23 protein-coding genes, 1 tRNA gene and 1 pseudogene are annotated in these 23,957 nt (G+C 65.2%); 8 read left to right on the top strand and 17 right to left on the bottom strand.

All coding sequences use genetic code 11. The features are described from left to right. Window positions 1–14: 14 nt before the first annotated feature. Window positions 15–90: transfer RNA gene (locus tag MTR65_RS14000), tRNA-Trp, on the bottom strand. A 141-nt stretch (window positions 91–231) separates the two neighbouring features. Here MTR65_RS14000 and aat point away from each other — a divergent pair. Further along, window positions 232–1,011: a leucyl/phenylalanyl-tRNA--protein transferase gene (gene aat / locus MTR65_RS13995; RefSeq protein ID WP_419145049.1), complete on the top strand. Its 780-nt coding sequence runs from the start codon at window positions 232–234 to the stop codon at window positions 1,009–1,011. A gap of 35 nt (window positions 1,012–1,046) precedes the next feature. Here aat and MTR65_RS13990 read toward each other — a convergent pair. After that, a pseudogene (locus MTR65_RS13990) lies at window positions 1,047–1,346 on the bottom strand (DUF2155 domain-containing protein); the annotation flags it as partial. 143 nt (window positions 1,347–1,489) lie between these two features. Further along, on the bottom strand, window positions 1,490–1,891 hold the full coding sequence (locus MTR65_RS13985; protein WP_039392575.1) for an NADH:ubiquinone oxidoreductase subunit NDUFA12: 402 nt from the start codon (window positions 1,889–1,891) through the stop codon (window positions 1,490–1,492). 247 nt (window positions 1,892–2,138) lie between these two features. Between MTR65_RS13985 and MTR65_RS13980 the strand changes: the two genes are divergently transcribed. Further along, window positions 2,139–2,471: a glycine zipper 2TM domain-containing protein gene (locus MTR65_RS13980; RefSeq protein WP_243801222.1), complete on the top strand. Its 333-nt coding sequence runs from the start codon at window positions 2,139–2,141 to the stop codon at window positions 2,469–2,471. Window positions 2,472–2,585: 114 nt separating this feature from the next. Here MTR65_RS13980 and MTR65_RS13975 read toward each other — a convergent pair whose 3' ends face one another. Next, a complete protein-coding gene (locus tag MTR65_RS13975) occupies window positions 2,586–3,131 on the bottom strand; it encodes a regulatory protein RecX (RefSeq protein WP_243801221.1) in 546 nt (181 codons plus the stop codon). 153 nt (window positions 3,132–3,284) lie between these two features. On the opposite strand from MTR65_RS13975, the gene MTR65_RS13970 reads away from it, so the two are divergent. Continuing rightward, window positions 3,285–5,045, top strand: a complete 1,761-nt coding sequence (locus tag MTR65_RS13970) for a fatty acyl-AMP ligase (protein WP_243801220.1) — start codon at window positions 3,285–3,287, stop codon at window positions 5,043–5,045. 96 nt (window positions 5,046–5,141) lie between these two features. Here the strand turns inward: MTR65_RS13970 and MTR65_RS13965 are convergent, their stop codons facing one another. The 4 genes from MTR65_RS13965 to MTR65_RS13950 all read right to left on the bottom strand — a co-directional run bounded on the left by MTR65_RS13965 (window position 5,142) and on the right by MTR65_RS13950 (window position 8,967). Continuing rightward, window positions 5,142–5,582, bottom strand: a complete 441-nt coding sequence (locus MTR65_RS13965) for a DUF2721 domain-containing protein (protein WP_243801219.1) — start codon at window positions 5,580–5,582, stop codon at window positions 5,142–5,144. Window positions 5,583–5,651: 69 nt separating this feature from the next. Then, on the bottom strand, window positions 5,652–6,296 hold the full coding sequence (locus MTR65_RS13960) for a TonB family protein (protein WP_243801218.1): 645 nt from the start codon (window positions 6,294–6,296) through the stop codon (window positions 5,652–5,654). A gap of 189 nt (window positions 6,297–6,485) precedes the next feature. Further along, window positions 6,486–7,430 (bottom strand): GAF domain-containing protein, encoded by a 945-nt coding sequence (locus MTR65_RS13955; RefSeq protein ID WP_243801217.1) that lies wholly within the window; start codon window positions 7,428–7,430, stop codon window positions 6,486–6,488. Window positions 7,431–7,569: 139 nt separating this feature from the next. Next, window positions 7,570–8,967, bottom strand: a complete 1,398-nt coding sequence (locus tag MTR65_RS13950; protein ID WP_243801216.1) for a helix-turn-helix domain-containing protein — start codon at window positions 8,965–8,967, stop codon at window positions 7,570–7,572. Between the two features lie 183 nt (window positions 8,968–9,150). Here MTR65_RS13950 and MTR65_RS13945 point away from each other — a divergent pair, with 183 nt between their 5' ends. From MTR65_RS13945 to MTR65_RS13925, 5 genes are all read left to right on the top strand, one after another. Next, on the top strand, window positions 9,151–10,743 hold the full coding sequence (locus tag MTR65_RS13945) for an isocitrate lyase (protein WP_243801270.1): 1,593 nt from the start codon (window positions 9,151–9,153) through the stop codon (window positions 10,741–10,743). 28 nt (window positions 10,744–10,771) lie between these two features. After that, on the top strand, window positions 10,772–11,074 hold the full coding sequence (locus tag MTR65_RS13940) for a hypothetical protein (RefSeq protein WP_243801275.1): 303 nt from the start codon (window positions 10,772–10,774) through the stop codon (window positions 11,072–11,074). A gap of 246 nt (window positions 11,075–11,320) precedes the next feature. Further along, complete coding sequence (locus MTR65_RS13935; RefSeq protein WP_243801215.1) at window positions 11,321–14,107, top strand: bifunctional diguanylate cyclase/phosphodiesterase; 2,787 nt, start codon at window positions 11,321–11,323, stop codon at window positions 14,105–14,107. A gap of 125 nt (window positions 14,108–14,232) precedes the next feature. Beyond that, window positions 14,233–15,171, top strand: a complete 939-nt coding sequence (locus MTR65_RS13930) for a 1-phosphofructokinase family hexose kinase (protein ID WP_243801214.1) — start codon at window positions 14,233–14,235, stop codon at window positions 15,169–15,171. Window positions 15,172–15,616: 445 nt separating this feature from the next. Continuing rightward, the gene (locus MTR65_RS13925; protein ID WP_243801213.1) at window positions 15,617–16,951 is read left to right on the top strand and encodes an MATE family efflux transporter; all 1,335 of its coding nucleotides are present in this window, start codon (window positions 15,617–15,619) and stop codon (window positions 16,949–16,951) included. A gap of 5 nt (window positions 16,952–16,956) precedes the next feature. Here the strand turns inward: MTR65_RS13925 and MTR65_RS13920 are convergent, their stop codons facing one another. The 9 genes from MTR65_RS13920 to MTR65_RS13880 are packed head-to-tail and all read right to left on the bottom strand — an operon-like array spanning window position 16,957 to window position 23,756. Beyond that, window positions 16,957–17,592: a DUF938 domain-containing protein gene (locus tag MTR65_RS13920; RefSeq protein WP_243801212.1), complete on the bottom strand. Its 636-nt coding sequence runs from the start codon at window positions 17,590–17,592 to the stop codon at window positions 16,957–16,959. A gap of 23 nt (window positions 17,593–17,615) precedes the next feature. Continuing rightward, window positions 17,616–17,939, bottom strand: a complete 324-nt coding sequence (locus MTR65_RS13915; RefSeq protein ID WP_243801211.1) for a hypothetical protein — start codon at window positions 17,937–17,939, stop codon at window positions 17,616–17,618. Window positions 17,940–17,953: 14 nt separating this feature from the next. After that, complete coding sequence (locus MTR65_RS13910; protein ID WP_243801210.1) at window positions 17,954–18,394, bottom strand: chemotaxis protein CheW; 441 nt, start codon at window positions 18,392–18,394, stop codon at window positions 17,954–17,956. A 28-nt stretch (window positions 18,395–18,422) separates the two neighbouring features. Then, window positions 18,423–18,794, bottom strand: coding sequence for a response regulator (locus tag MTR65_RS13905; protein WP_084592158.1), 372 nt, complete (start codon window positions 18,792–18,794; stop codon window positions 18,423–18,425). Window positions 18,795–18,810: 16 nt separating this feature from the next. After that, entirely contained in the window at window positions 18,811–19,368 is a 558-nt protein-coding gene (locus MTR65_RS13900; protein ID WP_039392561.1) for a chemotaxis protein CheD, read from the bottom strand. Continuing rightward, complete coding sequence (locus tag MTR65_RS13895; RefSeq protein WP_226638378.1) at window positions 19,368–20,393, bottom strand: protein-glutamate methylesterase/protein-glutamine glutaminase; 1,026 nt, start codon at window positions 20,391–20,393, stop codon at window positions 19,368–19,370. The genes MTR65_RS13900 and MTR65_RS13895 overlap by 1 nt, the downstream gene beginning before the upstream one ends. Further along, complete coding sequence (locus MTR65_RS13890) at window positions 20,390–21,259, bottom strand: CheR family methyltransferase (protein ID WP_243801209.1); 870 nt, start codon at window positions 21,257–21,259, stop codon at window positions 20,390–20,392. Before MTR65_RS13890 ends, MTR65_RS13895 begins: the two co-directional genes overlap by 4 nt. Then, complete coding sequence (locus tag MTR65_RS13885; RefSeq protein WP_243801208.1) at window positions 21,256–23,499, bottom strand: chemotaxis protein CheA; 2,244 nt, start codon at window positions 23,497–23,499, stop codon at window positions 21,256–21,258. Before MTR65_RS13885 ends, MTR65_RS13890 begins: the two co-directional genes overlap by 4 nt. Continuing rightward, entirely contained in the window at window positions 23,496–23,756 is a 261-nt protein-coding gene (locus MTR65_RS13880; RefSeq protein WP_243801207.1) for an STAS domain-containing protein, read from the bottom strand. Before MTR65_RS13880 ends, MTR65_RS13885 begins: the two co-directional genes overlap by 4 nt. Window positions 23,757–23,957 lie beyond the last annotated feature (201 nt).

The following is a 23,957-nucleotide window of genomic DNA, read 5'->3' as shown; positions in this document are numbered from 1 at the left end:
CGATGTGAGGAAAATGGCAGGAGTGGCAGGATTCGAACCCGCGGCCCTCGGTTTTGGAGACCGATGCTCTACCAACTGAGCTACACTCCTGCGGGTGACGGGCCCTCTAGAGCGTGCAGAGACAGATGACAAGGACCTAATTGGCCTTGCCGCAAATTCTTCACCCAAAGGTGCCCCTGTCCGGCTGAAAAAGGTATTTGCCCCCGGCGCCGATTTGCTAGTCTCGGCCACGTGCACGCACCCAAGTCAGATGACATCATCGAGCCCGAGATCCTGATGCTGGCCTATCGCAGCGGGATCTTTCCGATGGCCGACAGCCGTGAGGACCCCGAAGTCTTCTGGATCGAACCGCGCATGCGCGCGATCCTGCCGCTCGACGGGCTCCACGTCTCGCATTCGCTCGCCCGCACCTTGAAGCGCGGCCGCTTCGAGGTGACCTGCAATGCCGCCTTCTCGCAGGTGATGGACGCCTGCGCCGCGCCGCGTGCCGTGCGCCCCTCCGAACTTGAGGAGGACGGCGACGAGACCGGCGAAAGCTGGATCAGCCTCCGCATCCAGCGCAGTTACGAAATGCTGCATACCCTTGGCCTCGCCCATTCGGTCGAATGCTGGCAGCGCGACGCGCAAACGGGCGAACGCGCGCTTGTCGGCGGGCTCTACGGGGTCGGCTTCGATGGGGTCTTCTGCGGGGAGAGCATGTTCTCGCGCACGCGCGACTCGTCCAAGGTCGCACTGTGCTGGCTCGTGGCGGCCCTGCGCCGGGGCGGCGCACAGCTGCTCGACTGCCAGTTCATCACCTCGCACCTAGCCTCGCTCGGCGCAGTGGAGATCCCGCAAGCGCGCTATCTGACCTTGTTGAATGGCGCTCAGGACGAGCCCGAAACACCGGATCAGTCCGCGGCCCTACCGCTTCCCGAGGCGTTTGCCGTGCTGCTGGAAGATGCCGGTGAGGCCGAGCCGTCTTCTTCGCCCGGGAAATTCATCGCGCAGTTCTTGACCCAGACGTCATAGACCGGGTGCTCGACGACGTTGAGCGCCGGCGAGTTCTTGAAGAGCCATCCCGAAAAGACCTTGTGCCAGGCTGGCTTCTCCTCGACGCTGGCCCGCTCTTCCACGAAGACCTGGACGAAGGCGCCTTCTTCCTGCGGGCGCTCCCAGGGGAGCGACTTCTCGCAGGAGGCCAGCTTCACCACGAGATTGCCCAGACGCTTGGATTCGCCCGGCTTGATCGTGATGTCCTGGGTAAGGTTGTTACGCTTGTTGAGGATGCCGAGCGTAGCCACCCGGTCCTTGTTGGGCGTGCCCAGTTCCTGCCCTTGCGCGGCCTGCGCAGGGCCAGCCTGCATGCCCGCGATAGCCTCGGGCACTTCGGTTTCGGCGGGCGCCGGTTCAGGCGCACCGCCGCAGGCGGCCAGCACGCCGCTCAGCAATACCGGGGGCAGGAAGCCGCGGACACGGCGATAGAGCGAAACCATAAGCCCTGAAACGCTCAGGCGTCCGGGGACCATGCCTCGTAGTCGCCGGTCGCAGCCGCGCGGCGGCCGCCACGCTCAAGCGCGCCCTGCGGACGGTAGGCGGCCACGGTGCCGGTTGCGTTGGGGGTGTAGTCCGCTTCCCAGATGCGCGCGGGCGGCAGGTGGCTTTCCGGCACGTCGTCATAGGAGTGGTGCAGCCAGCCATGCCATTCCGAAGGCACGCGGCTTGCGTCGTTCGCACCGGCGTAGATCACCCAGCGCCGCTCGTATCCCTCGGTCGTCTTGGCCTTCTTCGCACGGTAATACTTGTTACCTTGCGCGTCAGTGCCCACGTGCTCGCCATTACGCGAGGACCAGAGCGAGGTGCCGATGGTGGCGCCGTCCCACCAGGTGAAGATCTTGGACAGGATTCCCATGAGCCGCGCGTTAGACCTCTTTTGCGCCGATGCCAAGCGCCTAGCGTGCATTTGCCCCGGCTTTGCCGATCCCAATCGCGAAAGTGCCCATGCACAAAGCGCACATATGCACACTTCACCGCATCATGCGCACATCCCGACGCGCCTTCGCGGCCGCGGCGTTTCGTTCATCTGAGGTTGGGGATCACTTGGCTTATCAGCGAGTTCCTATCCCGAACGGATCGCAAATTTTCACAGGAGAACGCTGATGCGTAACCTCATTCTCGCCGCCGCCATGACGGCTGTCGCCGCCCCCGCAACCCTCGTTGCTACCACGACCGAAGTCGCCGCGCGCGACCACCATCGCTACCACCGCACCGACAACGGCATCCGCTACTGGCGCGATGACCGCGGGCGCTATCGCTGCAAGAAGTCGGATGGCACGACCGGTCTTCTGATCGGCGGCGTTGCCGGGGCCCTTGCCGGACGCGCGATCGATTCGCGTGGTGACCGGACCGTGGGTACGGTGGTCGGCGCAGCCGCTGGCGCGCTCCTTGGCCGCGAAGTCGAGCGCAGCACCAGCAGGCCCAAGTGCCGCTGACCCTTTCCGAAGTGATATTCGGCAAGCCCGAAGGGGCTAGAGAAGCCGGCGCCGTGTTGTCCCTTGCACGCGCCGGCTTTCTTTATGCCCAGCCCGGAAGGCGATAGGCCCTTCTCACTCGTCGAACGCTTCGGCGACCCACTCCTCGGCCGCGCGCTCATCACTTGCCTCGATGATGCGGCGCGCCACCTCCAGCCCGTGCCCCGCCCGCAGCAGCGCGGCAATGTGCTTTTCGCGCGTGGGGCGGTCGATCTCTTCCAGACGCGAGAACGGACCCAGGCGACGCCTTCGCGCAAGAGCAAGCGCCGCCTCGCGCTGCTGCGCTTCGCCCGGCGCCATATCCTCGCGTACATCCTCATCCACCCCGGCCTGGTTGAGCGCTTCGCGTACCCGGCGAGCCCCGTAACCGCGCCGCAGCAGACTGCCCGCCTTCATGCGCGCCCAGGTCTCGTCATCGACGTAGCCCGCTTGCGCATACCGCTCCACGAGCGCGTCGAGCGGCGGCGCGTCCTCGCCTTCCCAGCCGCGTTCCCGCACCTTGCGCACCAGATAGGCACGCAGTTTGGCTTGCGTTGTGGCGAATCGCGCGACATAGGCGAGCGCCATTTCCTCGAGTCGAGGCAGGTCGAGCGGACGGGGATTGCGACGCTTGGCAGACATCTTGCCCTATTCGTGCCACACTCGGCGCAGAATGGGGAGTGCTTATGGACCCCTGCAAGGAGAAAACCTTGGCAATATCCGGTTCACGAACGAACCAGTAGGCCGAGGCGGACTCTTTCAGGATAGTTAGAACAGACAACGGGTTACGATATAATGAGCGACACCATCAGCATGGTGACGAAGACCGATGCGGCGCTGATCGCCACCCCGAACGAGGACGCGCTTGCGCGCCGGTTCGCGGACTTCGACACCTTCTGCGACGCCCTTGATTATGCGGCCCAGGGCCAGCGCGGCTTCAATTTCCACGATCCACGTGGAAAACTCAAACAGGTCTACCCCTTCCGCGAACTGCGCGATGACGCGCACAAGGTCGCCTACGCGCTGATCGCGCGCGGCGTGAAGCCGGGTGACCGCATTGCGCTTATCGCCGAGACCGGGGCGGACTTCGCGGCGCTGTTCTGCGCGACGGTCTACGCGGGTGCCTGGCCGGTGCCCCTGCCGCTGCCCACCAGCTTTGGCGGCAAGGACAACTACATCGAGCAGCTCTCGGTCCAGCTGTCGAGCGCGGACCCGCTGCTCCTGATCGGCCCCGACGAGATCGCCCACCTCACCTCGGCCGCCGCCGAGCGTCAGGGCTGCGGCCACGCCACCTGGGCCGATTTCGCGGCCAAGGACGCGCCCGCGACCGAACTGCCCAAGGCCAGCCCCGACGACATCTGCTACCTGCAGTACTCGAGCGGCTCGACCCGCTTCCCGCATGGCGTGGCGGTCACCCACCGCTCGCTCATGTCGAACCTGGCCGCGCACAGCCACGGCATGCAGCTGATCGAGAGCGACCGCTGCATCTCCTGGCTGCCGTGGTATCACGACATGGGCCTTGTCGGCTGCTTCCTCTCGCTGATCGCGAACCAGGTCTCGGGCGACTACCTCAAGACCGAGGACTTTGCCCGCCGTCCGCTCGCCTGGCTCGACATGATCACGCGCAACGAGGGCACCTCGATCTCGTACTCGCCGACCTTCGGCTACGATATCTGCGCACGCCGCATTTCCAGCCAGACCAGCGTCGATGAGCGCTTCGACCTCGCGCGCTGGCGCCTCGCCGGCAACGGCGCGGACATGATCCGCCCCGATGTCATGCAGAGCTTCGTCAACGCCTTTGCCCCGGCCGGCTTCAAGGCGAGCGCGTTCCTGCCCAGCTACGGCCTTGCCGAGGCGACCCTGGCGGTCACGATCATGCCGCCGGGCGAAGGCATTCGCGTCGAACTGGTCGAGGAAGAACGCCTCTCGGGCACGCCCCGCGACCTCAGCCGCCCTGCCCGCTACCGCGCCATCGTCAACTGCGGCAAGCCCGTGCGCGACATGGAAGTGGTGATCCGCGGCGAGAACGGCCAGGAACTCGCCGACCACCAGATCGGCAAGGTCTGGTGCCGCGGTGACAGTGTCATGCACTCCTACTTCCGCGACCCCGAATCGACGGCGGAATGCCTCGTCGATGGCTGGCTCGATACCGGCGACATGGGCTACATGGCGCAAGGGTACCTGTTCATCGTGGGCCGCGCGAAGGACATGATCATCATCAACGGCAAGAACCACTGGCCCCAGGACATCGAGTGGGCCGTGGAGCAGCTGCCCGGCTTCAACCACGGTGACATCGCGGCCTTCTCGGTCGAGACCGACGCTGGCGAGGAAGCGCCTGCCGTGCTCGTCCATTGCCGCGTCTCGGACCCGGACAAGCGCCTCGAACTGCGCGAACTGATCCGCGACAAGGTCCGTTCGATTACCGGCATGAACTGCGTGGTCGAGCTGGTTCCGCCCAAGAGCCTGCCGCGCACCAGTTCGGGCAAGCTCAGCCGCGCCAAGGCCAAGAAGCTTTACCTTTCAGGCGAAATCGCCCCCTTCCAGCTGGCCGCCTGATCGCAGCCTGACGGATAGCCAACACGAAAAAGGCCGGTCCTCGCGACCGGCCTTTTTTGTTGCCCGGACAAGACCTGCGCCGTCCGGTCGAACGCGTCAGATATTGCGGTGCAGTTCGAGGAGATCGGCCGGAACCTGCAAGGCGTCCGCCGCGACCTGGGTCTCCTGAAGGAACAAGACAAGCGCGATCAACAGCAGGATGATGGAGACAAGGAAGATCCCTGCGGCCAAGACATGCAGGTCAAGGCCAGCAAGGCCCTGCAGGAAAAGAACAGCGACAGTCGAACCGATGGCGAGGGCCGAAAGCACCATCAGGCGGATCGCGCGCGTGATGATCTTGATGCGCCGGTCAACCAGCCGGATCTCGCGCACGATGCCATCATGCTCTCCGCCCTCGGTCTCGGCATAGAGCTTCTGCAGCAGCCGCGCCCGGTCGACGACCCGCCCCAGCCGGGTGGACAGGATGTTGAGAATGTTGCCGATAGCCACCAGCACGAACACAGGGATCAGGGCGAGTTGGATGGTTTGCGTGATCATCTGCGGCCTATCCTGCCGCTATCGGCTGCGCCCCGCAAGCGGGCTGCGACATACCTTCCGGCCATCACGTCAGGGCACGAACCAGCGCTGCTGCCAGCGGTAGACCGCTGGGATCGGCTCGCCTGCACCATTGGTTGCCGGGCGAAAGCGGAAGCGGGCCTGCGCCAGTTCGCAGGTGATGCGGTCCGCGGCCGGATCGGGACTGGGACGCACGACCCGGCAGCTTGTCACGCGCCCCTCGGTCCCCACGCGCAGATCGATGACGACCGAGTGGCCGAGGCGCAGCTTGCGGCTCTTTCGCGGATAGTCGCGCGCCGAACTGATGTCTCCGGCGATCTTCACGGTGGGCGTGCCACCACCACCTCCGCCCTGCCCCAGGCCGCGACGCCCGGAACCGGGCCCCAGCCCTTCGCCCGAAGCGCCGGTGCTCTCACCTGTGTCCGCTGCGCCCGCATCGTTCTCGTTGCCGTCGCCCGAAACCGGTGGTGCGGGGCGGGGGCGCAGGACCACGGGGGCTTCGGGCGCGGCAACCGGCTTGGCTTGCGCGCGCTCTCCAGCTTCGGCCGAGGCGCCTTCCGGCTCGGGGGCGGGGTCTGGCGCGGGCGCTGGCTCTTCCACCGGACCTTCGGGCGGTTCAGGCGGCTCCTGCGTGAACGTCACGGCCAGCCGTTCGCCAGCGGCAACAACGTTCTCGGCCAGCCCGGGTGCGAACATGCTCACAACCACAAAGGCGAGCACAACGTGCAGGCCCGCCACGACCAGAACCACCGGCAGCCTTGCCCCGACAGAGGCCCGATAACCGCGCGCATGCGCAGATGTCTCGGAAGATGTACGGCCAGCGCCCATGCTCTCCCAGATAGGAAGCGCTCGGCACGAATGCCATTTCCCCTCGCATCGCCCGGCTCAGAAATACCAGACCAGCACCGCGTCGCATTGCTCGCCGCCGTGAAGCGGAAACACCACCATCGACTTGAGACCTGCCGCGACCGCGCCCTGGGCAATCGGGTCGGTCACATCGGTAGCGAGATCTTCGTCGACGAGGGGAATGCCCTTGCGGCAAGCCCGCGCAAAAGGCCCCTCATCTGTCGATACATGTGCCTGTGCGTGGAGCAGGGCGAGATCGCACTCGGTCTCACAATAGCCCGCGGCAAAGCGGAAGGCGGACCCGCTCTCGTCGAGGTGCCAATGTTCAACCCGTCCCGCGACCGGAGAAATACGCGAAGAGACGAGCGTGAGCACCCAGGTTGCGCCATCGCGTGAAGGACAGGGCACCGCCATCGCCCGGTCGAAACCGGTCGGCTCCTGCGCTTCATTGCACTTGAACCGCCCCTCGGGCGATAGCTTGGGCAGGATGACCGGTCGCCCCTGGTCCCAGGCCTTCCCCGGGACGCCGTAGCCGCGGTGGAAGCGAAAGGTATGCGCGTCGGCCTCGAAGCGTCGTGCACGCCCAAAATAGCCGTCTTCGAGGCGCAGCTCCTCCTCCCCCTGACGGGCGCACCACAGTTCGAGGGCACCGAGGCGGTAGCGATCATCCCCACAGAAGAAAAGGGTCACCGATACACATCGTTCGCCGTCGAAGCCCGGCACCGCGACGGCGCAACTGAGCCCCTCGCTGAGCGCAGCTTCCTTGCGCACGAAGAACGAGTTGGCGAGATCCTTGATCAGGATCGGCCTCTGCTCCTTCCAACTGCGTCCCGGAAGTCCCTCCCCAAAGCGGAATTGCATGCCCCGGCTAGCTGAGGCGAAATAGTCCATCTCGCCATAGATCCCCGACTGCAGATCGATCGTTGTCCCGTCGGCAGACGGCACCCAGACCTCGATCGCGCGTATGAACGGCTCGCGCTCCATCCTCTTGTGCCGCCCTCCTTCCTCCCACCGCCCGAGCGATGGCCCTCACCAGGCATGACGCCCAAGGCGAGCGATACGCGAACAAGGGTAACGGAGTTTCAAGCGCCGACACCGGCGAAATGCCTAGCGCCAGGGCCCTTCAGCCATCCGTGAACGTATAGGGCTGCGCCCCGCGCCGCGTGTCATCGACCATGACATCACGTCCAATCGGCGGCACCGAACGTGCCGCGCATTCCGGTCGGTGGCATAGCCGGCATGTCACGCCGATTGGCGTCGCCTCCGCGGTCTCCGGCTCCATCCCCCGGGCATAGACCAGGCGGGGCGCCTCGCTTGCCGCGCAGCCCAGCGCCACGGCGCGGGTGACCTGCCCTCGTCCATAACCGTTGCCCCCGCTTGCCACCGTGCGCGCGACCGAGAAGAAGCGTTCTCCCCCAGGCAGCTCGAGCCACTGGGTATGGATCACCCGCGGCGCACGGAAGACCTGATGCACGCTCCACAAGGGGCATCCTCCTCCGTGCGCGGCGAAGGGGAAACCCGCTCCATCCAGACGCTTGGAAACATTGCCCGCCTCGTCCAGGCGCAGGAAGAAGAACGGCACGCGCTCCTCACCGGGCCGCTGGAGCGTGGTGAGACGATGGGCGACCTGCTCGAAGCTCGCGCCGAACAGGGCGCCCAGCGCCTCGATATCGTAACCACGTTGCTCGGCCGCGCGCGCGAACCTGCCATAAGGCATGAGCATCGCCGCCGCGCCATAGGCCGCCAACGCGCGCTGGAGGAGCACCCGCGTGGTCTCACTGGCGAAGGTCTCCACCCGCAGGATCGCCTTGATGTCGCTGCGCATCGCGGTGTGCGCGATATGGGTCGCGGTCTGGAAGGCGCGACTGGGACCATCGAGCGTGTCATCAAGCAGGAGTTGCTGGTTGTGCCTATCGAAACGGCGCAGTGCGCCCATCATGACCTCGGGCGGCAGCGCGCGCACGCGCACGCCCTTGCCCTTGAGCCATGCCTCGGCCCCGCCTGCCTGCTCGATCTCGGCCGCGAGGTCCTCGGCGCGGGTGTCGAGCGGGTGAAAGTAGTTACGCCGCGCCGCCAGAAAGCGCTGCGCCTCGCGCACCGGCTCGTTCTCCTCGGCCCCGGGGCCCGCCGCGCGCTGTTCGGCCAGCGCCTGTTGCTCGCGCGTGTAGGCGCCGTGGAGGCGCAGCAACGCCTCGCTCACCCCCGGAAAGCTCATCGCGATGTCCGAGACTTCCAGCGCGGGCAGGTCGATATCGGCGAAGATCGGATCGCGCAGCACGTCGGACAGGCGCCGCGCATAGTCCTCGCCGTCCTCGCTTGCGAGGTCGCCGATTTCCAGACGGTAGGTGCGCGCAAGCCGCACCAGCATCTCGGCCGTGACCGGACGCTGGTTGCGCTCAAGCAGCGCGACGTAGCTGGGTGAGATCTCCAGATCGTCGGCCATGGCCTGCTGGGTGAGGCCGAGCTCGCGACGCAAGCGGCGCAGGCGCGGACCAAGGTACAAGGGGCGGGTTTCCGCCATAAGGGGTGGCTCCTGTGAGGCCTACACAACTTTACAGGCAAATCTTGTAAAGTTTGACAACGTCACTGCGCAAGCCATTTCGCGCAAGAAAGTTTGCCCGTATCTGGAGGTCATCGGAAACAACCGCCGCTTCCAAGGCCCTTCGCAATGCAGGCCAACGGCACCATGAACGGGATGAGACCAGTGACCTACCAGAGCACGATCAGCGCCGCCGGACAGACCATCGGCAACGAACCCAACTGGAACGGCATCGAGGCCGAGTCGGTGGCGCGCATGCGCCTGCAGAACCGCTTCAACACCGGGCTCGACATCGCCCGTTACACCGCGAAGATCATGCGCCAGGACATGGCCGCCTACGATGCGGACCCGGCCAACTACACCCAGTCGCTGGGCTGCTGGCACGGTTTCATCGGGCAGCAGAAGATGATCTCCATCAAGAAGCACTTCGGCTCGACCAAGGGGCGTTACCTCTATCTCTCGGGTTGGATGGTCGCCGCGCTGCGCTCGGACTTCGGCCCCCTGCCCGACCAGTCGATGCACGAGAAGACGAGCGTCCCGGCCCTGGTGGAAGAGCTCTACACCTTCCTCAAGCAGGCCGACGCCCGCGAGCTTGGCGGCATGTTCCGCGATCTCGACAAGGCCCGCAAGGGCGGTGACGAGATGGAGGCCAAGCGCATCGAGACCGCGATCGACAACTACGAGACCCACGTGGTTCCGATCATCGCCGACATCGATGCCGGCTTCGGCAATGCGGAGGCAACCTACCTCCTTGCCAAGAAGTTCATCGAGGCCGGAGCCTGCTGCCTGCAGATCGAGAACCAGGTCTCGGACGAGAAGCAGTGCGGTCACCAGGATGGCAAGGTCACGGTTCCGCACGAGGACTTCATCGCGAAGATCCGGGCGATCCGCTATGCCTTCATGGAACTGGGGGTCGAGGACGGCCTGATCGTGGCGCGCACCGACTCGCTCGGCGCAGGCCTCACCAAGCAGATCGCCTATACCCGCACCGCGGGCGACATCGGCGACCAGTACAACAGCTACCTCGACTGCGAGGAAGTGGGCACTGGAGAGGTCGGCCACGGCGAAGTGCTGATCAGCCGCGACGGCAAGCTCATGCGCCCCAAGCGCCTGCCCAGCAATCTCTACCAGTTCCGCAAGGGAACCGGCGAGGACCGCTGCGTGCTCGACTGCATCAACGCGCTTCGCAACGGCGCCGACCTGCTGTGGATCGAGACCGAGAAGCCGCATATCGGGCAGATCGGTGGGATGGTCAGCCGCATTCGCGAGGAGATGCCCAATGCCAAGCTGGTCTACAACAATTCGCCCAGCTTCAACTGGACGCTCAACTTCCGCCAGCAGGTCTACGATGCCTGGGAAGCGGCGGGACGTGATCTTTCGGGTTATGACCGCGTGAAGCTGATGAGCGTGGACTACGACGGCACCGAGCTGGCGGCCGAGGCCGACGAGCGCATCCGCACCTTCCAGAAGGACGCGGCGCGCGAGGCGGGCATCTTCCACCACCTCATCACCCTGCCCACCTACCACACCGCGGCGCTGTCGACCGACAATCTCGCCAAGGAGTACTTCGGCGAGCAGGGCATGCTCGGCTACGTCAAGGGCGTCCAGCGCCAGGAGATCCGCCAGGGCATCGCCTGCGTGAAGCACCAGAACATGGCCGGTTCGGACATCGGCGATGATCACAAGGAATACTTCGCCGGCGAAGCGGCCCTCAAGGCTGGCGGCGAACACAACACGATGAACCAGTTCGCGGCCTGACCGCCTCGCTTGGGAGAGGAGCGAGAGCATGGATATCCGCGAACACCTGAAATTGCCGAGCGGGGTAACTCTCAAACTCGCCCCGCTCGCCAATACCGAAGAACCGACAAAGACCGACGCCAATCCCGGCGCGCGCAATGGAAGGAGACGTGACATGATGACTGCAACGACCACGACCGAACCGGCCCGCGCCCGCGCGGTGCTGTCCAACCAGGACTTCAAGCTGCTGCAGGACGCCTGCCTGTTCTACCTGAAGGCCCATGAGGACGATCCCATCTCGTCCAAGTACTCCGCGCTCTATCACCGCCTCGGCTCGGCAATCCGCCGCTGATGGAGCCCCCGGCACCGGCGCTCCAGAACGCCGGGTCGGGAAGCCGAATTCTTCGAGTTTTCCTGGGGAGGAAAGCGTGGCCCGTTCCGCAGACACTGCGGGGCGGGCCCATTTGCGTGGCGGAGCGCCCTGTCGAGATGACGGACCGTCTCTCCCGGATAGTTACGCGGGTCTCGGTTAGAGCGATCTCAAGCCCGATCCCTCTAGGCCTCGAGCATGGGCACCAGCGGCACGGATTCCCTCGATATGATCGCGATGATCGCGCTCCAGCAGTCCCGGATGGACCTGATATTGCTGGCCGCCATCGTGTGCCTGATGGCTTCGGGGACGACAGTCCTGTTGTTGCGCCAGGCCCGCCGTAGCCGACAGCGCGAACAGCGCCTCTGGACCCTGGCCGCAGGCGCGGCGCTTGGCTTCGGTGCCTGGGCCAGCCATTTCATCGCGCTGCTGGGAGACGATCCTACCCACGATCACGCCCATTCGGCTGTCCTGACACTGGCCAGCCAGACCACCGGACTGGCTGCCGGGCTCTTCGCCTTGCACCTGGCCGTCCCGGGACAAACGGTACGCGCCAAGGCCATGGCGACAGGCGTGCTCTCGATCGGCTTCGCCATCATGCATTATCTAGGAGGCATCTCGCTCCAGATCGAGACAACGTTCCAATGGCACTTCGGCCTGGTGAGCGCCTCCATCCTCCTGCCTGCCCTGTTCTTCTACCCGGCGCTCACCCATACGCTGGCGCGGCGGGGCGCAGGCTCGCCGTGGCCCGCTGCCCTCCTGCTGGCGCTTGGCACGGCGCTCCTGCATCTTCTGGGATCGGCGGCGCTGACACCGGGCCCCGAACATGGCGCGCTGAGCGCTCCAGCCATCCCGGCAAGTTCCCTCGCCGGTTGGGTGGCCGCCGTCGCGCTGGCCATGCTCGCAGCCGGCATGGCGACCCAGCTCGTACGCAGCCAGGCCCAGGCGTCGCTGTTACAGAGCGAACGGCAGTTCTCCGACCTCGTTCGCTCGATCTCGGACTACGCCATTGTCCTGCTCGGCACGGACGGCACCGTCACGCAGTGGAACGAGGGCGCACGCAACCTGACCGGCTACAGCGCGCAGGACATGCTCGGAATGCCCGTCGCACGGCTGTTCAGCTATGGCGACCGAAGTGACGACCTGCCCGCGCGCACACTCGAACATGCGCGCGAAACGGGCAGTGCCTCGGGCGAATGTCTCTACTTGCGGCGGGACGGGTCCACGTTCTGGGGCCACGGCACCTTTCAGGCCACGCGCGGCCCCGAAGGGGGATTGGCCGGCTACTCGTTCGTCATGCGCGACGTGAGCGGGTTCAAGGCGGACAAGGACCTGATTGCCCAGACCTCGATGCGCCTCGACACCGCGCTGACCAACATGCACGAGGGCCTTGGCCTGTTCGATGCCGACGGCCACCTGGTGCTGTGCAACGCCCGCTTTCGTGAGCTCTGGGGCCTCGATGACGCCGTCTGCGAAGCGGGAACCCCGCTGGCCGAGATGGTCCGCGCCGGTTTCATGAATCCTGATGGGACAGAGCACGCCGCCCCCGCACTTGCCCAGTACCGCCAGCTCCTGAAGGAGACGTTCGCCAACCCGTCCCTGCCTCCGATCACGATCGATTTCGACGGCGCCCTTGCAGTCTCGATTGCCAACCGCGCGCTTCCCGACGGTGGCTGGGTCACCACGTGCGATGATATCACCGAACAGCGCCGCTCCGAAGCGCGCATCGCGCACATGGCGCTGCACGACAGCCTCACCGGACTGCCCAACCGCACCCGCTTCAACCAGCGTCTTGACGACAAGCTCGCGCTGGCCAAGCGCACCCAGGGCAAGGTCGCCGTGATCGCGATGGACCTCGACCGCTTCAAGGACGTCAATGACACCCACGGCCATGCCGCGGGCGATGCCCTGCTCCAGTCCATCGGCCGCGCGGTGACGGAGGGGACGCTTGAAAGCGAGGTCATCGCCCGGCTCGGCGGGGACGAGTTTGCCGCGGCCAAGATATTCACCGACACCCAGGACCTCAGCGAATTCGTCAGCCGACTGCACGCGTGTATCGCGGGCGCCAACGATTGCAGGGACATCGAGGTCGGCGCGAGCCTGGGCATCGCGATCTTTCCCGACGATGGCCCCGACCGGGAAACTCTCCTCAACAATGCGGACCTTGCGATGTACCGCGCAAAGGGCCAGCGCGGCGAAAGCTGCTGTTACTACGAGGAAGGCATGGACGCAGCCGCCCGGCGGCGTCGTCTTCTTGCGGGAGACCTGCGCCAGGCCATCGCACGCGGTGAACTGCATCTGCTTTATCAACCACAGCGCTCGCTGCGCAGTGGGACACTCAGCGGTTATGAAGCGCTGCTACGCTGGCAACACCCTCGCCTGGGGTTCATTCCACCTGACGAGTTCATCCCGATCGCCGAAGAAAGCGGATCGATCTTCGCTATCGGCGAATGGGTACTGGAGGAAGCCTGCCGCGAAGCCCAGCGCTGGCCAGGCGGAGAGAAGGTTGCGGTCAATCTGTCCGCCGTGCAGTTCTCCAAACCCGATCTTGTCGCCACGATCCATGGTATCCTCGCCGAAACCGGTCTTTCCCCGCGCCGCCTTGAGCTTGAGATCACCGAAACCGCGATCATCGAGGACAAGCTGCGCGCACTCCACTGCCTGCGCCAGTTGAAGGCCATGGGCATCGGGGTCGCCATCGACGACTTCGGCACGGGCTATTCCTCGCTCGACACGCTCCACTCCTTTCCCTTCGACAAGATCAAGATCGACAAGTCCTTTCTCCTGCTCTCCGACACGAGCGCACAGGCCCGCGCGATCATCCGCGCCGTTCTTGCGTTGGGCAAGAGCCTCGCCATTCCGGTTCTGGCCGAAGGCGTGGAGACCGAAGCGCAGCTGCGAATTCTGGAGAACGAGGGGTGCGACGAAGCCCAGGGCTATTATTTCGGCCGTCCGGGCGGGCCACCGAGCCATCCCCGCTCCGACCTCACGCAAAAGACCGCCGTCAACACCTGACACACGATATCCCGGCACAACCACGTCTTGCAGACTGATGGCGCGCTTGATCGAGAACATGGACAGGCATCCCAACCTCGCGCACGGTGCACACCTGCCCCCTGCCTGCGAGGAGACCGTTGCCGATGAAGTCGATCGCCACCTTGACGATGAACCCGACCATCGACGTTTCCTACGACGTCGCCGAAATGCGACACACCCACAAGATGCGCACCGACAACGAGTGGTACGCCCCTGGTGGCGGAGGCCTCAACGTGGCCCGCGTCTTCGTGCGGCTCGGGGGAAATGCGCGCTCTTTCTACCTATCGGGCGGCGCCACCGGCCCAGCGCTCGATGGCCTGGTCGACCTGCATCAACTGGTCCGTACGCGCATAGCCATCACAGGCCCCACCCGCGTCGCTTCGGCCGTGCTGGAACGCCAGAGCGGCAAGGAATACCGCTTCACCCCGCAAGGGCCGCGCATCGCGCCCGAAGAATGGAATGAATGCCTCGACCGGCTCGAAGAGACGAATGCCGACATTGCGGTGCTCAGCGGCTCACTGCCTCCCGGCGTGCCCGATGACTTCTACGCGCAGGCCGCCAGGCGCCTGCGTGGCAAAGGGATCGAGGTCGTGCTCGACAGCTCGGGCCCTGCCCTCTCCCATGGCATCGCCGAGGGCGACCTGCTGCTGGTCAAACCCAGCTCGGGCGAACTGGAGAGCTACCTAGGAACTCCCCTCAGGGGACATGACGCCATCGCCCAAGCCGCCCGTGGCATCGTCGCAGAAGGCAAGGCCCGGCTGGTGGCCGTGACCCTGGGGCATGAGGGGGCGATTCTGGCGCGGTCTGATGGTGCCTGGTTCCTCCCGGCACTACCGATCGAAGCGGCCAGCGCGGTGGGGGCAGGCGACAGTTTTGTCGCGGCGATGGTCTACGCTCTTGCACAAGGCGAGGATGATCTCGCCGCATTCCGCACGGGGCTTGCCGCGGGAACCGCCGCCGTGCTGCGTGCAGGCACCGGGCTTGCACAGGCCCACGACATCGCCCGCCTACTTAGACAAGTGCCTGATCCCGAACCACTATGATCTATACTGATTCGCTTCTTGCGGAAGTTCTCGCGCTTGACGCAGGTGCAGCAATTGGCTCGCTTTTCGCAAACGCAGCATGATTTTGCGATAAACCACCCACTCACTTCGCATCAGCACAATTCCTTAGGTCCAATACGGGTCATTTTGAGCGCCTGACGCAAGCATATTTGCATTTATTGCTTTTCAGACGGACATTTCTGTTGCACATTCCACTCGAACAGTCTTTTAGACCGAAACGAGTTTTGAAGAGGTTGGGAGAGAGCGCGCCGGGGGACACCTCCGGCGCGCCGATTTTTAAGGGGGCAAGTTTGGGGTCGAGGCACCGCCTCCCCCTCCCGGTCTAACCCTCGCCTGTCATTCCGAAGTCAGGATTGCTCCGTAAGGCAGGCTCGGGTAGCGCAGAGCGCGCTGCGCCCCACACTTCCGGAATGCCCTTCTTCCCTTGAGCCACTCTTCTACCCCGCCTTCGCTGAGCGCCCAACTCTGGTCGATCGCCTTTCCGGCCATGCTCACCAATGTGGCAACCGCCCTGTTCGGGCTCGCCGACATGTGGGCGATCGGACGACTGGGAGATCCCGCAGCGCAAGGGGCTGTCGAACTCGGCGCGAAGTTTACGATGGGCCTGCTCAACGTCTTCAACTTCCTGCGGACCGGCACGATTGCCCTGACCGCCCAGGGGTCAGGCCGCAGCGATTTCGACGCGCAGGCAACCACGCTCGTGCGCGCCTTGGCCGTGGCGCTTGGGATCGGAGTCCTGCTGATCGGTGCGATGCCGCTGGCGATCCCTGCGGGTCTCGATTTCCTCGGAGCCCATGGCCCCTTGCGCGAGGAGGCGCAGGCCTACGTGGCCCTGCGCTACTGGGCCGCGCCGTTGTGGCTGCTCAATTGTGTCCTGATCGGCTGGCTCGTCGGTCAGCGCATGGTGCGCCATGTCCTTGCCGTCGAAATCACCACCAACGTCGTGCATGTCGCCCTCGACCTGGTGCTCGTCCTGGGAGCAGGCTGGGGCGTTGAAGGCGTGGCGCTGGCAAGTCTGCTGTCCGAGGGACTTCGCCTCGTCCTTCTGATCGGAATTGCCCTCCATCGTCCCGCATCGCGGATCGCGGCCCGCCGGGTGCTTCGTGCGGAAACCTGGCAGCGCAGCGCACTGGCCCGCCTCTTCGCGCTCAACCGCGATCTGTTCCTTCGCACGCTGCTTCTGACCGGCGCCATGATGCTCTTTGCGCGCACAGGCGCGCAGGCTGGCCCCGTCACGCTCGCTGCGAATGGTATCCTGTTCCAGCTTTTCATGCTGGCCACACTTCTGCTCGACGGCTTCGAAAACGCGGCGCAGGTGCTGTGCGGTGAAGCCTACGGCGCGCGCGAAGCCCGGCGCTTCCGGCACACCGTGCGCCTCGCCCTGAGCTGGGGCGCGGTCATGGGGTGCGCCCTCTCGCTCATCTACCTGGCCGCCGCGCCCAGCCTCGCCGACGCGTTCACCGCATCGCCGCAGGTCCGCGCCGCCAGCCAGGAGTACATCATCTGGATCATGGTGCTCCCCGCCGTAGGCATGGCCTCTTTCGTGCTCGACGGGGTATTCGTGGGGGCAGGCTGGACGCGTGCGATGATGGGTACGATGGCCGTGGCCCTGGCCCTCTACATCGCGCTGCTATGGCTGCTGTCCCCCTTGGGCAATCACGGCCTGTGGCTCGCCTTCACGGTGCTGTTCATCGCACGCGCGGCCGGCCAGTTCGCCGTCCTGCCGCGGCTCACGAAACGGGCCTTTGCCGAAAGCTAGCTCGCCTAGCCCCGTCGATATACAAGAAGCAGGTTGTTGGCGGGCATTTCAACCCGCCGGCTGCGGGAAAACCCGGTGTCCCTGGCCAACGCGTCCACATCGGAAATCTGCCGCAGCCCCCAGGCCGGGTTACGCGCCTTGAGCGACTGGTCGAACTCAAGGTTGGACGGCGCGGTTTCGACATCGGCCTCTCGGTAGGGACCGTAGAGGACCACTGGCGCGCCTGCATTCAGCCTCTCGGCCGCGCCGGCAAAGAGCCCTTGCGTCGCGCTCCAGGGACTGATGTGCACCATGTTGATGCAGACCACGGCGTCCGCACGGTCCACCGGCCAGTCGGCAGGCTGCGACGCGTCCAGCGTCACGGGTGCACGCAGGTTCGACAGGCCTTCCTGCCCGCTCCAGGCCGCGATGGAGGCGCAGGCCTCGGGATCTGGGTCGGAAGGCTGCCACACGAGCTCTGGGAGCCCTGCCGCAAAATGCACAGCATGCTCGCCACTTCCGCTTGCCACTTCCAGCACGAGCCCACTCTCAGGCAATTCCTCACGCAGGCGTTCCAGGATCGGCGCGCGATTGCGCAACGTAGCGGGGGCGTGGCGGCGTGGATCGGGCGAGCCGGGATCGAGCGGCGTTGTGTAACTCATGCTCCGGGCTTACCCGCTGCACATTAGTCCCACAATCCCAGCGCATCCTGCGAAGGCCCGCTTTCAATTGGAACTTCGCAGCAGGTCACACTGTCATCCATGAAGCCACAGAAACGCGATCGCAGAGCCTCGAGGCTGATACGGCGCATCTCGCTCTCACTGAAACCAGCCGCGAGTATGGCAGCCAGCGCACGCTGTTTCTGAGCGATCAGGTCGATCGCCTGGAGTTCGCGCACGTGACGCGCAGCGAAGTTTTCGTCGCGGCACAGGACTTCGCCCAGGGCTTCTACTTCGGTGCCCAGTTCGAGCAGGACATCGGCCATCGCGTTGAACTTGGGTTCATCCATTGTCTACGCTCCGCTCACGCCGCGAAGGCCACATCTCCGGAAGCGCTCAGCGCGTTGAGGTCCAGCACCATGACCATCTGCTCCTCGATCGCGACAAGGCCCTCGAGGAAGGGCAGCACTTCGTCATAGCCCGCCGTTGGCGCGGGCTGCAGGTCTTCGGTGTTGAGGCCGACGATATCGCTCACCGAATCCACGATCAGTCCCTGCGACTGGCCGTTGACCTGGCACACGATGATCGCGTGACGCGGCGTGGCCTCGGTCGCCGGCCAGCCCAGCCGAGCCGCAAGGTCCACAACGGGAAGCACCGTCCCGCGCAAGTTGACCACGCCGGAGACATAATGCGGCACACGGGGCATCGGGGTCACCGGTGTCCACGCGCGGATTTCCCGTATCGCCATGATATCGAGGGCGAAAATCTGCCCCGCAACTTCAAATGTGATCAGTTCGCGGTACATGGGAGCACCTCCTTGGTGTTGATTTTGGTTAGTGAGCCACCCGGCGTACGGCCGCGACCAGCTTCTCGGTATCGAAGGGCTTCACGATCCACCCGGTTGCCCCCGCTGCGCGGGCCCGCGCCTTCTTCTCGTCGGAGCTCTCAGTGGTCAGGACGAGGATAGGTCGATCACGATGGCGCGTGCCGCCACGCACCTGCTCGATCAGACCGAAGCCATCGAGACGCGGCATGTTGATGTCGGTGATCACGACATCCACCTCATTCACCGCCAACCATTCGAGCGCCGAGACGCCATCGTCCGCCTGCGACACTTCGAAGCCGTTGGTGGAAAGGGCATGGTTGAGCAGCGCCCGCATGGAGGCACTGTCATCGACAGTCAGGATACGGGTATTCTTGGACATTGCGTGCCTCGCTTGGTCAAAACAGTTCGACATCGCCCCGCGGAGCCGGGCGCGCGATGGGTTGGGTACGAACTTCCACGGGAGCATCCGAGCTGGAGACAGAGCGGCAGCGGACCATCCCGGACTGCGGCCGGAAGTCCACCCTCCGCGCATTGCTTCCTCCCAGGTCCTCGCGGACGAGCTCGATGCGCTCGCGCAGCAGAAACCCCCGGGCAAACTCGGCGTTGGCGGTCCCGATCTGCTGCATCCCCGAGCGGATGTTTGCGCCGCCATAAAGGTGCGCCCGCAGCCGGTCCTTGCGCGCGCCATAGTTGAGCATCTCGTTGATAAGCATTTCCATGAGGTAGACCCCGTAGTGGACGTCGACCTGGCCGCGATCGTGGCTGGCAGGCGGCTCGGGCAAGAGGAAGTGATTCATGCCGCCAAGCTCCACCGCCGGATCGTAGAGGCACGTCGCCACGCACGAGCCCAGCACGGTGCTCAGTTCCACCCGCGCGCCCGAGCTTACCTTGAACTGCCCCTGCAGCACGGTCAGCTTCACATTACCGTTGTTCATGAAATCAAGACCCGACATCAGGCTGCCCTATTCAGCGCATGGCGCGCGATCCGGTTGATAGGGGCGACCACGCGCGCCCCCCCAAGGGCGATAGCCGCGCGCGGCATTCCGAAGACCGTGCAAGTGCTTTCATCCTGCGCGATCGTATGCGCCCCGGTTTCCGCCATCGCCAGGAGGCCTTGCGCGCCATCCCGCCCCATGCCGGTGAGCAGTATCCCCACCGCCTCGGCGCCGACGGTCTGCGCCACCGAACCGAACAGCACATCGACGCTGGGACAATGGCCAGAGACAGGTTCGCCCCGGCGCAGCTTGGCGTGAAAGGTGCCGTTCCCCCGCACCAGCAGGTGATGATCGGGCTCGGCCGCAAGATAGACGTTGCCCGCGACCAGCGGCATGTCGTTGATCGCCACCTGCACTGGCGCCGGGCAGATCTTGTCGAGCGTGCGCGCGATTGCCGGGGCAAAGCGGGGGTTGACGTGCTGGACGATGACCGTGGGCGGACAATCGACCGGAAACTCGCGCAGGAGAACCTGCAGCGCCTCGACGCCGCCGGTCGAGGAGCCGATTGCGATCAGCTTCGCATCGCGCCGGATCACGCGGCGGCTTTCCTCGGCGACTACCGGCGAGACACGGGCAGGCTTGCGGAAGCGCACCTGTGCCGCGTCGTGGATGAGCCGCCCCAGTTCCCCGCTGTCGTTGAGCGCGAGCTTTCCCGAAGGATCGTACTTCGAATAGCAATTGACCGCCCCCAATGCGAGCGCGCGCGCAGTCACGTCATTGCCTTCCTGCGTCGCCCCGGACACGATGATGACCGGCGTGGGGCGCAGCGTCATGATCTTCTCAAGGAAGGCCAGGCCGTTCATGCCCGGCATCTCGATATCCAGTGTCACGACGTCGGGGTCGTGCTTCTTGATCAGTTCACGCGCTTCAGCCGCATTGGACGCGGTGTCGACCACGGTAATGTCCGGCTGCTCGCTGAGGCGCGAGAGGAGGATCGCGCGCATCGTGGCCGAGTCATCGACAATGAGCACACGCACCGTCATGCGACGCTCCTCTGGTAGATCGTGGGACCGACAAGGTTCAGCATGTTCATGGCAGGCCCCGTGACCCGCTCGGAATGCCCGATGTAGAGGTAACCTCCCGGCTGCAGCGCTTCGCAGAACCGCTGGACCAGTCGCTCTTTCGTCGGGTTGTCGAAATAGATCATGACGTTGCGGCAGAAGATGCAATCGAAACGCCCACGGATCGGCCAGTCCCCCAGGAGATTGAGCAACCGGAAGCGTACGATCGATCGCGCGGTATCGTGAATGACCGCCTCGTCTCCGCGCTCCACCACCCAGGCACTGCGCAGCGCCTCGGGCACGGGCTTCAGGTCCTTGGCGGCATACGTCGCGGCCTTGCCGGCCTCGACCGCGTGGGGGGCCAGATCCGTGGCCAGAATGCGCAGATCGGACCGCGCCAATTGCTGCCCTTCGTGGCGGTCGCGCCCCAGGAGCGACATGGTGATTGACCAGGTTTCCTCACCGCTCGAACAGCCAGCAGACCAGACCCGGACCTTGCCTCCGTCCTTCAGCGTGCGCACGAGGTGCGGACGCAGTTGAGCCTGCAGGTGCTCGAAATGGTGCGCCTCGCGGTAGAAGAAGGTGTGGTTGGTCGTGAGCGCGGCAACGGCCCGGTTCAGTTCGCCTCGGTCCGCGCGCAGGTGCTGGATATACTTCCCGAACGTGACGAGACCGCTCGCCCGGACCAGTGGCGCCAACCGCGAATAGACCAGCATCGACTTGCCCGAGGGCAGGACGATCCCCGCCGCCTCGTGCACGATCTTCGCGACTTCCGCAAAGTCGGCCGGACCATAGATATCGGGGCTGATCCCCGGTATCGCATCGGACATTTCCAGCGTCGCGTTCACGCAGCCTGCCTCTCGTGCGAGGGCAGCGCACAAGCCACCAGACCATCGACATCGACGATGAGTGCGACCCGGCCATCGCCCAGGATCGTGGCCCCGGCGACACCTTCGACCGGACGGAAGTTGGTTGCCAGGCTCTTGATGACGAATTGCCTCTGGTCCTGGATATCATCGACCAGCAAGGCCGCCTGGCCCGCACTCTCGGTATCGACGACGATGAGCACACCTTCTTCGGGCGTCGTCGCGTTGCAGGCCGCGCCAAGTTCGCTGCCCAGTGTGATGACCGGGATGAACTGGCCGCGCACGTTGAGCATCTGCCGCTGCGAGCCCAACCCCTTCACATCGCCCTCGCCGGGACGCAGGCTTTCCACGACGTGCGCCAGCGGCACGACCATCGTCTGGTCTCCGACATTGACGATCATGCCGTCCGAAATCGCCAGCGTGAGCGGCATGGTCAGGATGAAGGCCGTGCCCTTGCCGGGCGTGCTCTCGATGGTGATGCGGCCGCCCAGATCCTTGACGTTCTGGCGCACGACATCCATGCCGACCCCGCGCCCGGAAATGTTCGAGATCTGCGCCGCCGTCGAGAAGCCCGGCGCAAAGATCAGGTTGTCGATCTCTTCGGCGGAAAGCTGCGCGTCGGGTCCGACGATGCCCTTCTCGATCGCCTTGGCCAGAACGACCTTGCGATTGATGCCCGCGCCATCATCGGAAATCGAGATGACAATCCGGCCCGAACGGTGCTCGGCTGAAAGCGTCAGCGTACCTTCGGGCGACTTGCCCGCGGCGATGCGATCTTCCGCCTTTTCGATTCCGTGGTCGACCGCGTTGCGGATGAGGTGGGTGAGAGGCTCACCGAGACGCTCGATGACCGTCTTGTCGAGTTCCGTCGTCTCGCCATGGACCTCGAGGCGGACATGCTTGCCCGTCGATGTGGCAAGATCGCGCAGGATCCGCGGCACGCGACTGAAAACCGAGGCAATCGGCTGGGCGCGGATCGACATCGCCGATTCCTGGATATCGCGCGTCAGGCTTTCGAGCAGCGAGAGCTCCTCGCTGGCATTGACATGGACGCCGTCCAGACGTTGCACGAGCATGGCCTGGGCAATGACCAGTTCCCCGACCAGATCGATCAACCGGTCAAGCTTGTACAGATCGATGCGGATGGATTGTCCTGCCCCCTGAGACGCCGGCTGTGCGCCAGCGGCCGCTGCGGGTTTGCCCCCTGTTGGCGGCGTATTCGCGTCGGGGACGACCGGTGAGGGCGCGTCGACGCTCTGAAGAGGCCGCGCCTCATCCGGCGCCGGTATCGCGGCATCGTGCGGCTGAGCCGGGCCATTCGGGGCTGCCACGGCCGGGGAAGGTGCCGCTGTAGACGTGGCGGCTTCGTCCAGTTCGACATCGGGGATACGCTCGTCGGCGCCCACCGCAATCGCGCAATCATCGCCAATGAAGTCGAAGATGTCGCGGACTCGCTCCTCGGTTACCGTATCAGGAATGGCGAAGGTCCAGCCCAGATAGCCCTGAGCGACATCGAAGCTGTCCAGCTGCGGCACTTGTCCGACATCGCAGTGGAGACACGTTCCACCCAGCTCGGCAACATCGCGCAGCATCAGGAGCGGCTCATTGCCGTTGCGCATGGCCCCCGCCCGGGGCCGCAAATGCAGTTGCCAGGATGCGCCTTGCGGTGCCTCTGCTGGGGAGCCGGGCGCGTCAAAATCCGCGGTCAGATCATCGAGCAGAGCATCGAGATCGATTTCCAGATCTTCCTCGTCGTCGCCTTCCGTCGCCTCTGGCGCGTCGGCCTGCACGGGTTCCTCAACCGGCGAAGGTGCCGGAGCCGCGCTCTGTGGCGCGTTCCCTGCATTCGCGGCCATGGCGCCTTCCATCTCCGTAATCAGGCCGGCATCGTCGGGCGCATCCCCGCCCTCGCGCGCGGCCTCGACATGGTCCGCAAGCGTGTCGAGCGCCCGCAGCAGAAGGTCGATCAGTGGCGGGGCGATCTCCACCAGGCCCTCGCGCACATCCGAAAGCAGCGTCTCGAAGGTGTGTGTATAGGCCTGAAGCGCGCCATACCCGAACGCACCTGCGCCCCCCTTGATGGAATGCACCGCGCGAAACACGCCGTTGACGGTATCGGTATCCTGCGTGCCTGCACGGCATGCGGCCAGGCCAGCTTCGGCCGCCGCCAGGGATTCCTCGCACTCGACGAAGAAGATCTGCTGGATTTCTTCCGGGCTCATGCATCCCCCTCTTCGAACAGTTCCGATTGAAGGCCGGTCAGGGCGGCCGCCTGGAGCAGGGCTGGCGAGGCTTCGATACGTGCTCCGCCTCCGCTGCGGCGGGCCGACACCAGAAGCTGGAGTACGGCCTGTCCAACATGCTCGACGCCGCTGCCATCGATCTCGATGGGCGCATTGCCGACCGCGCCGACAAGTTCGGGCCAGAGGGCTTCGGCGGCGGCGCGATCACACCGCACCGGCAGAGAGATGGTCCCCATCAAAGCGTCCCCCTTACGCCCCGCAACGCAGGCTGGAGTGGTTCAGGCTCGTCCCGTGGCGGCACGGCATGCGGTTCGATAGCTGCGACATAAAACCCTCGCGGATGCGATCGCCGAACTGTCAGGGCCGAGGTGGCCGGGGCGTCGATTGGGGAGTTAGCCGCGCGGCTGCCAACAGCGGGTTTGCCTCAATCTCCGGCA

This window comes from Novosphingobium mangrovi (genome assembly GCF_022818885.1).
Lineage (GTDB): Bacteria > Pseudomonadota > Alphaproteobacteria > Sphingomonadales > Sphingomonadaceae > Novosphingobium > Novosphingobium mangrovi.
The sequence above is the reverse complement of the archived record's forward strand: the minus strand, read 5'-3'. Positions and strand labels throughout refer to the sequence as shown.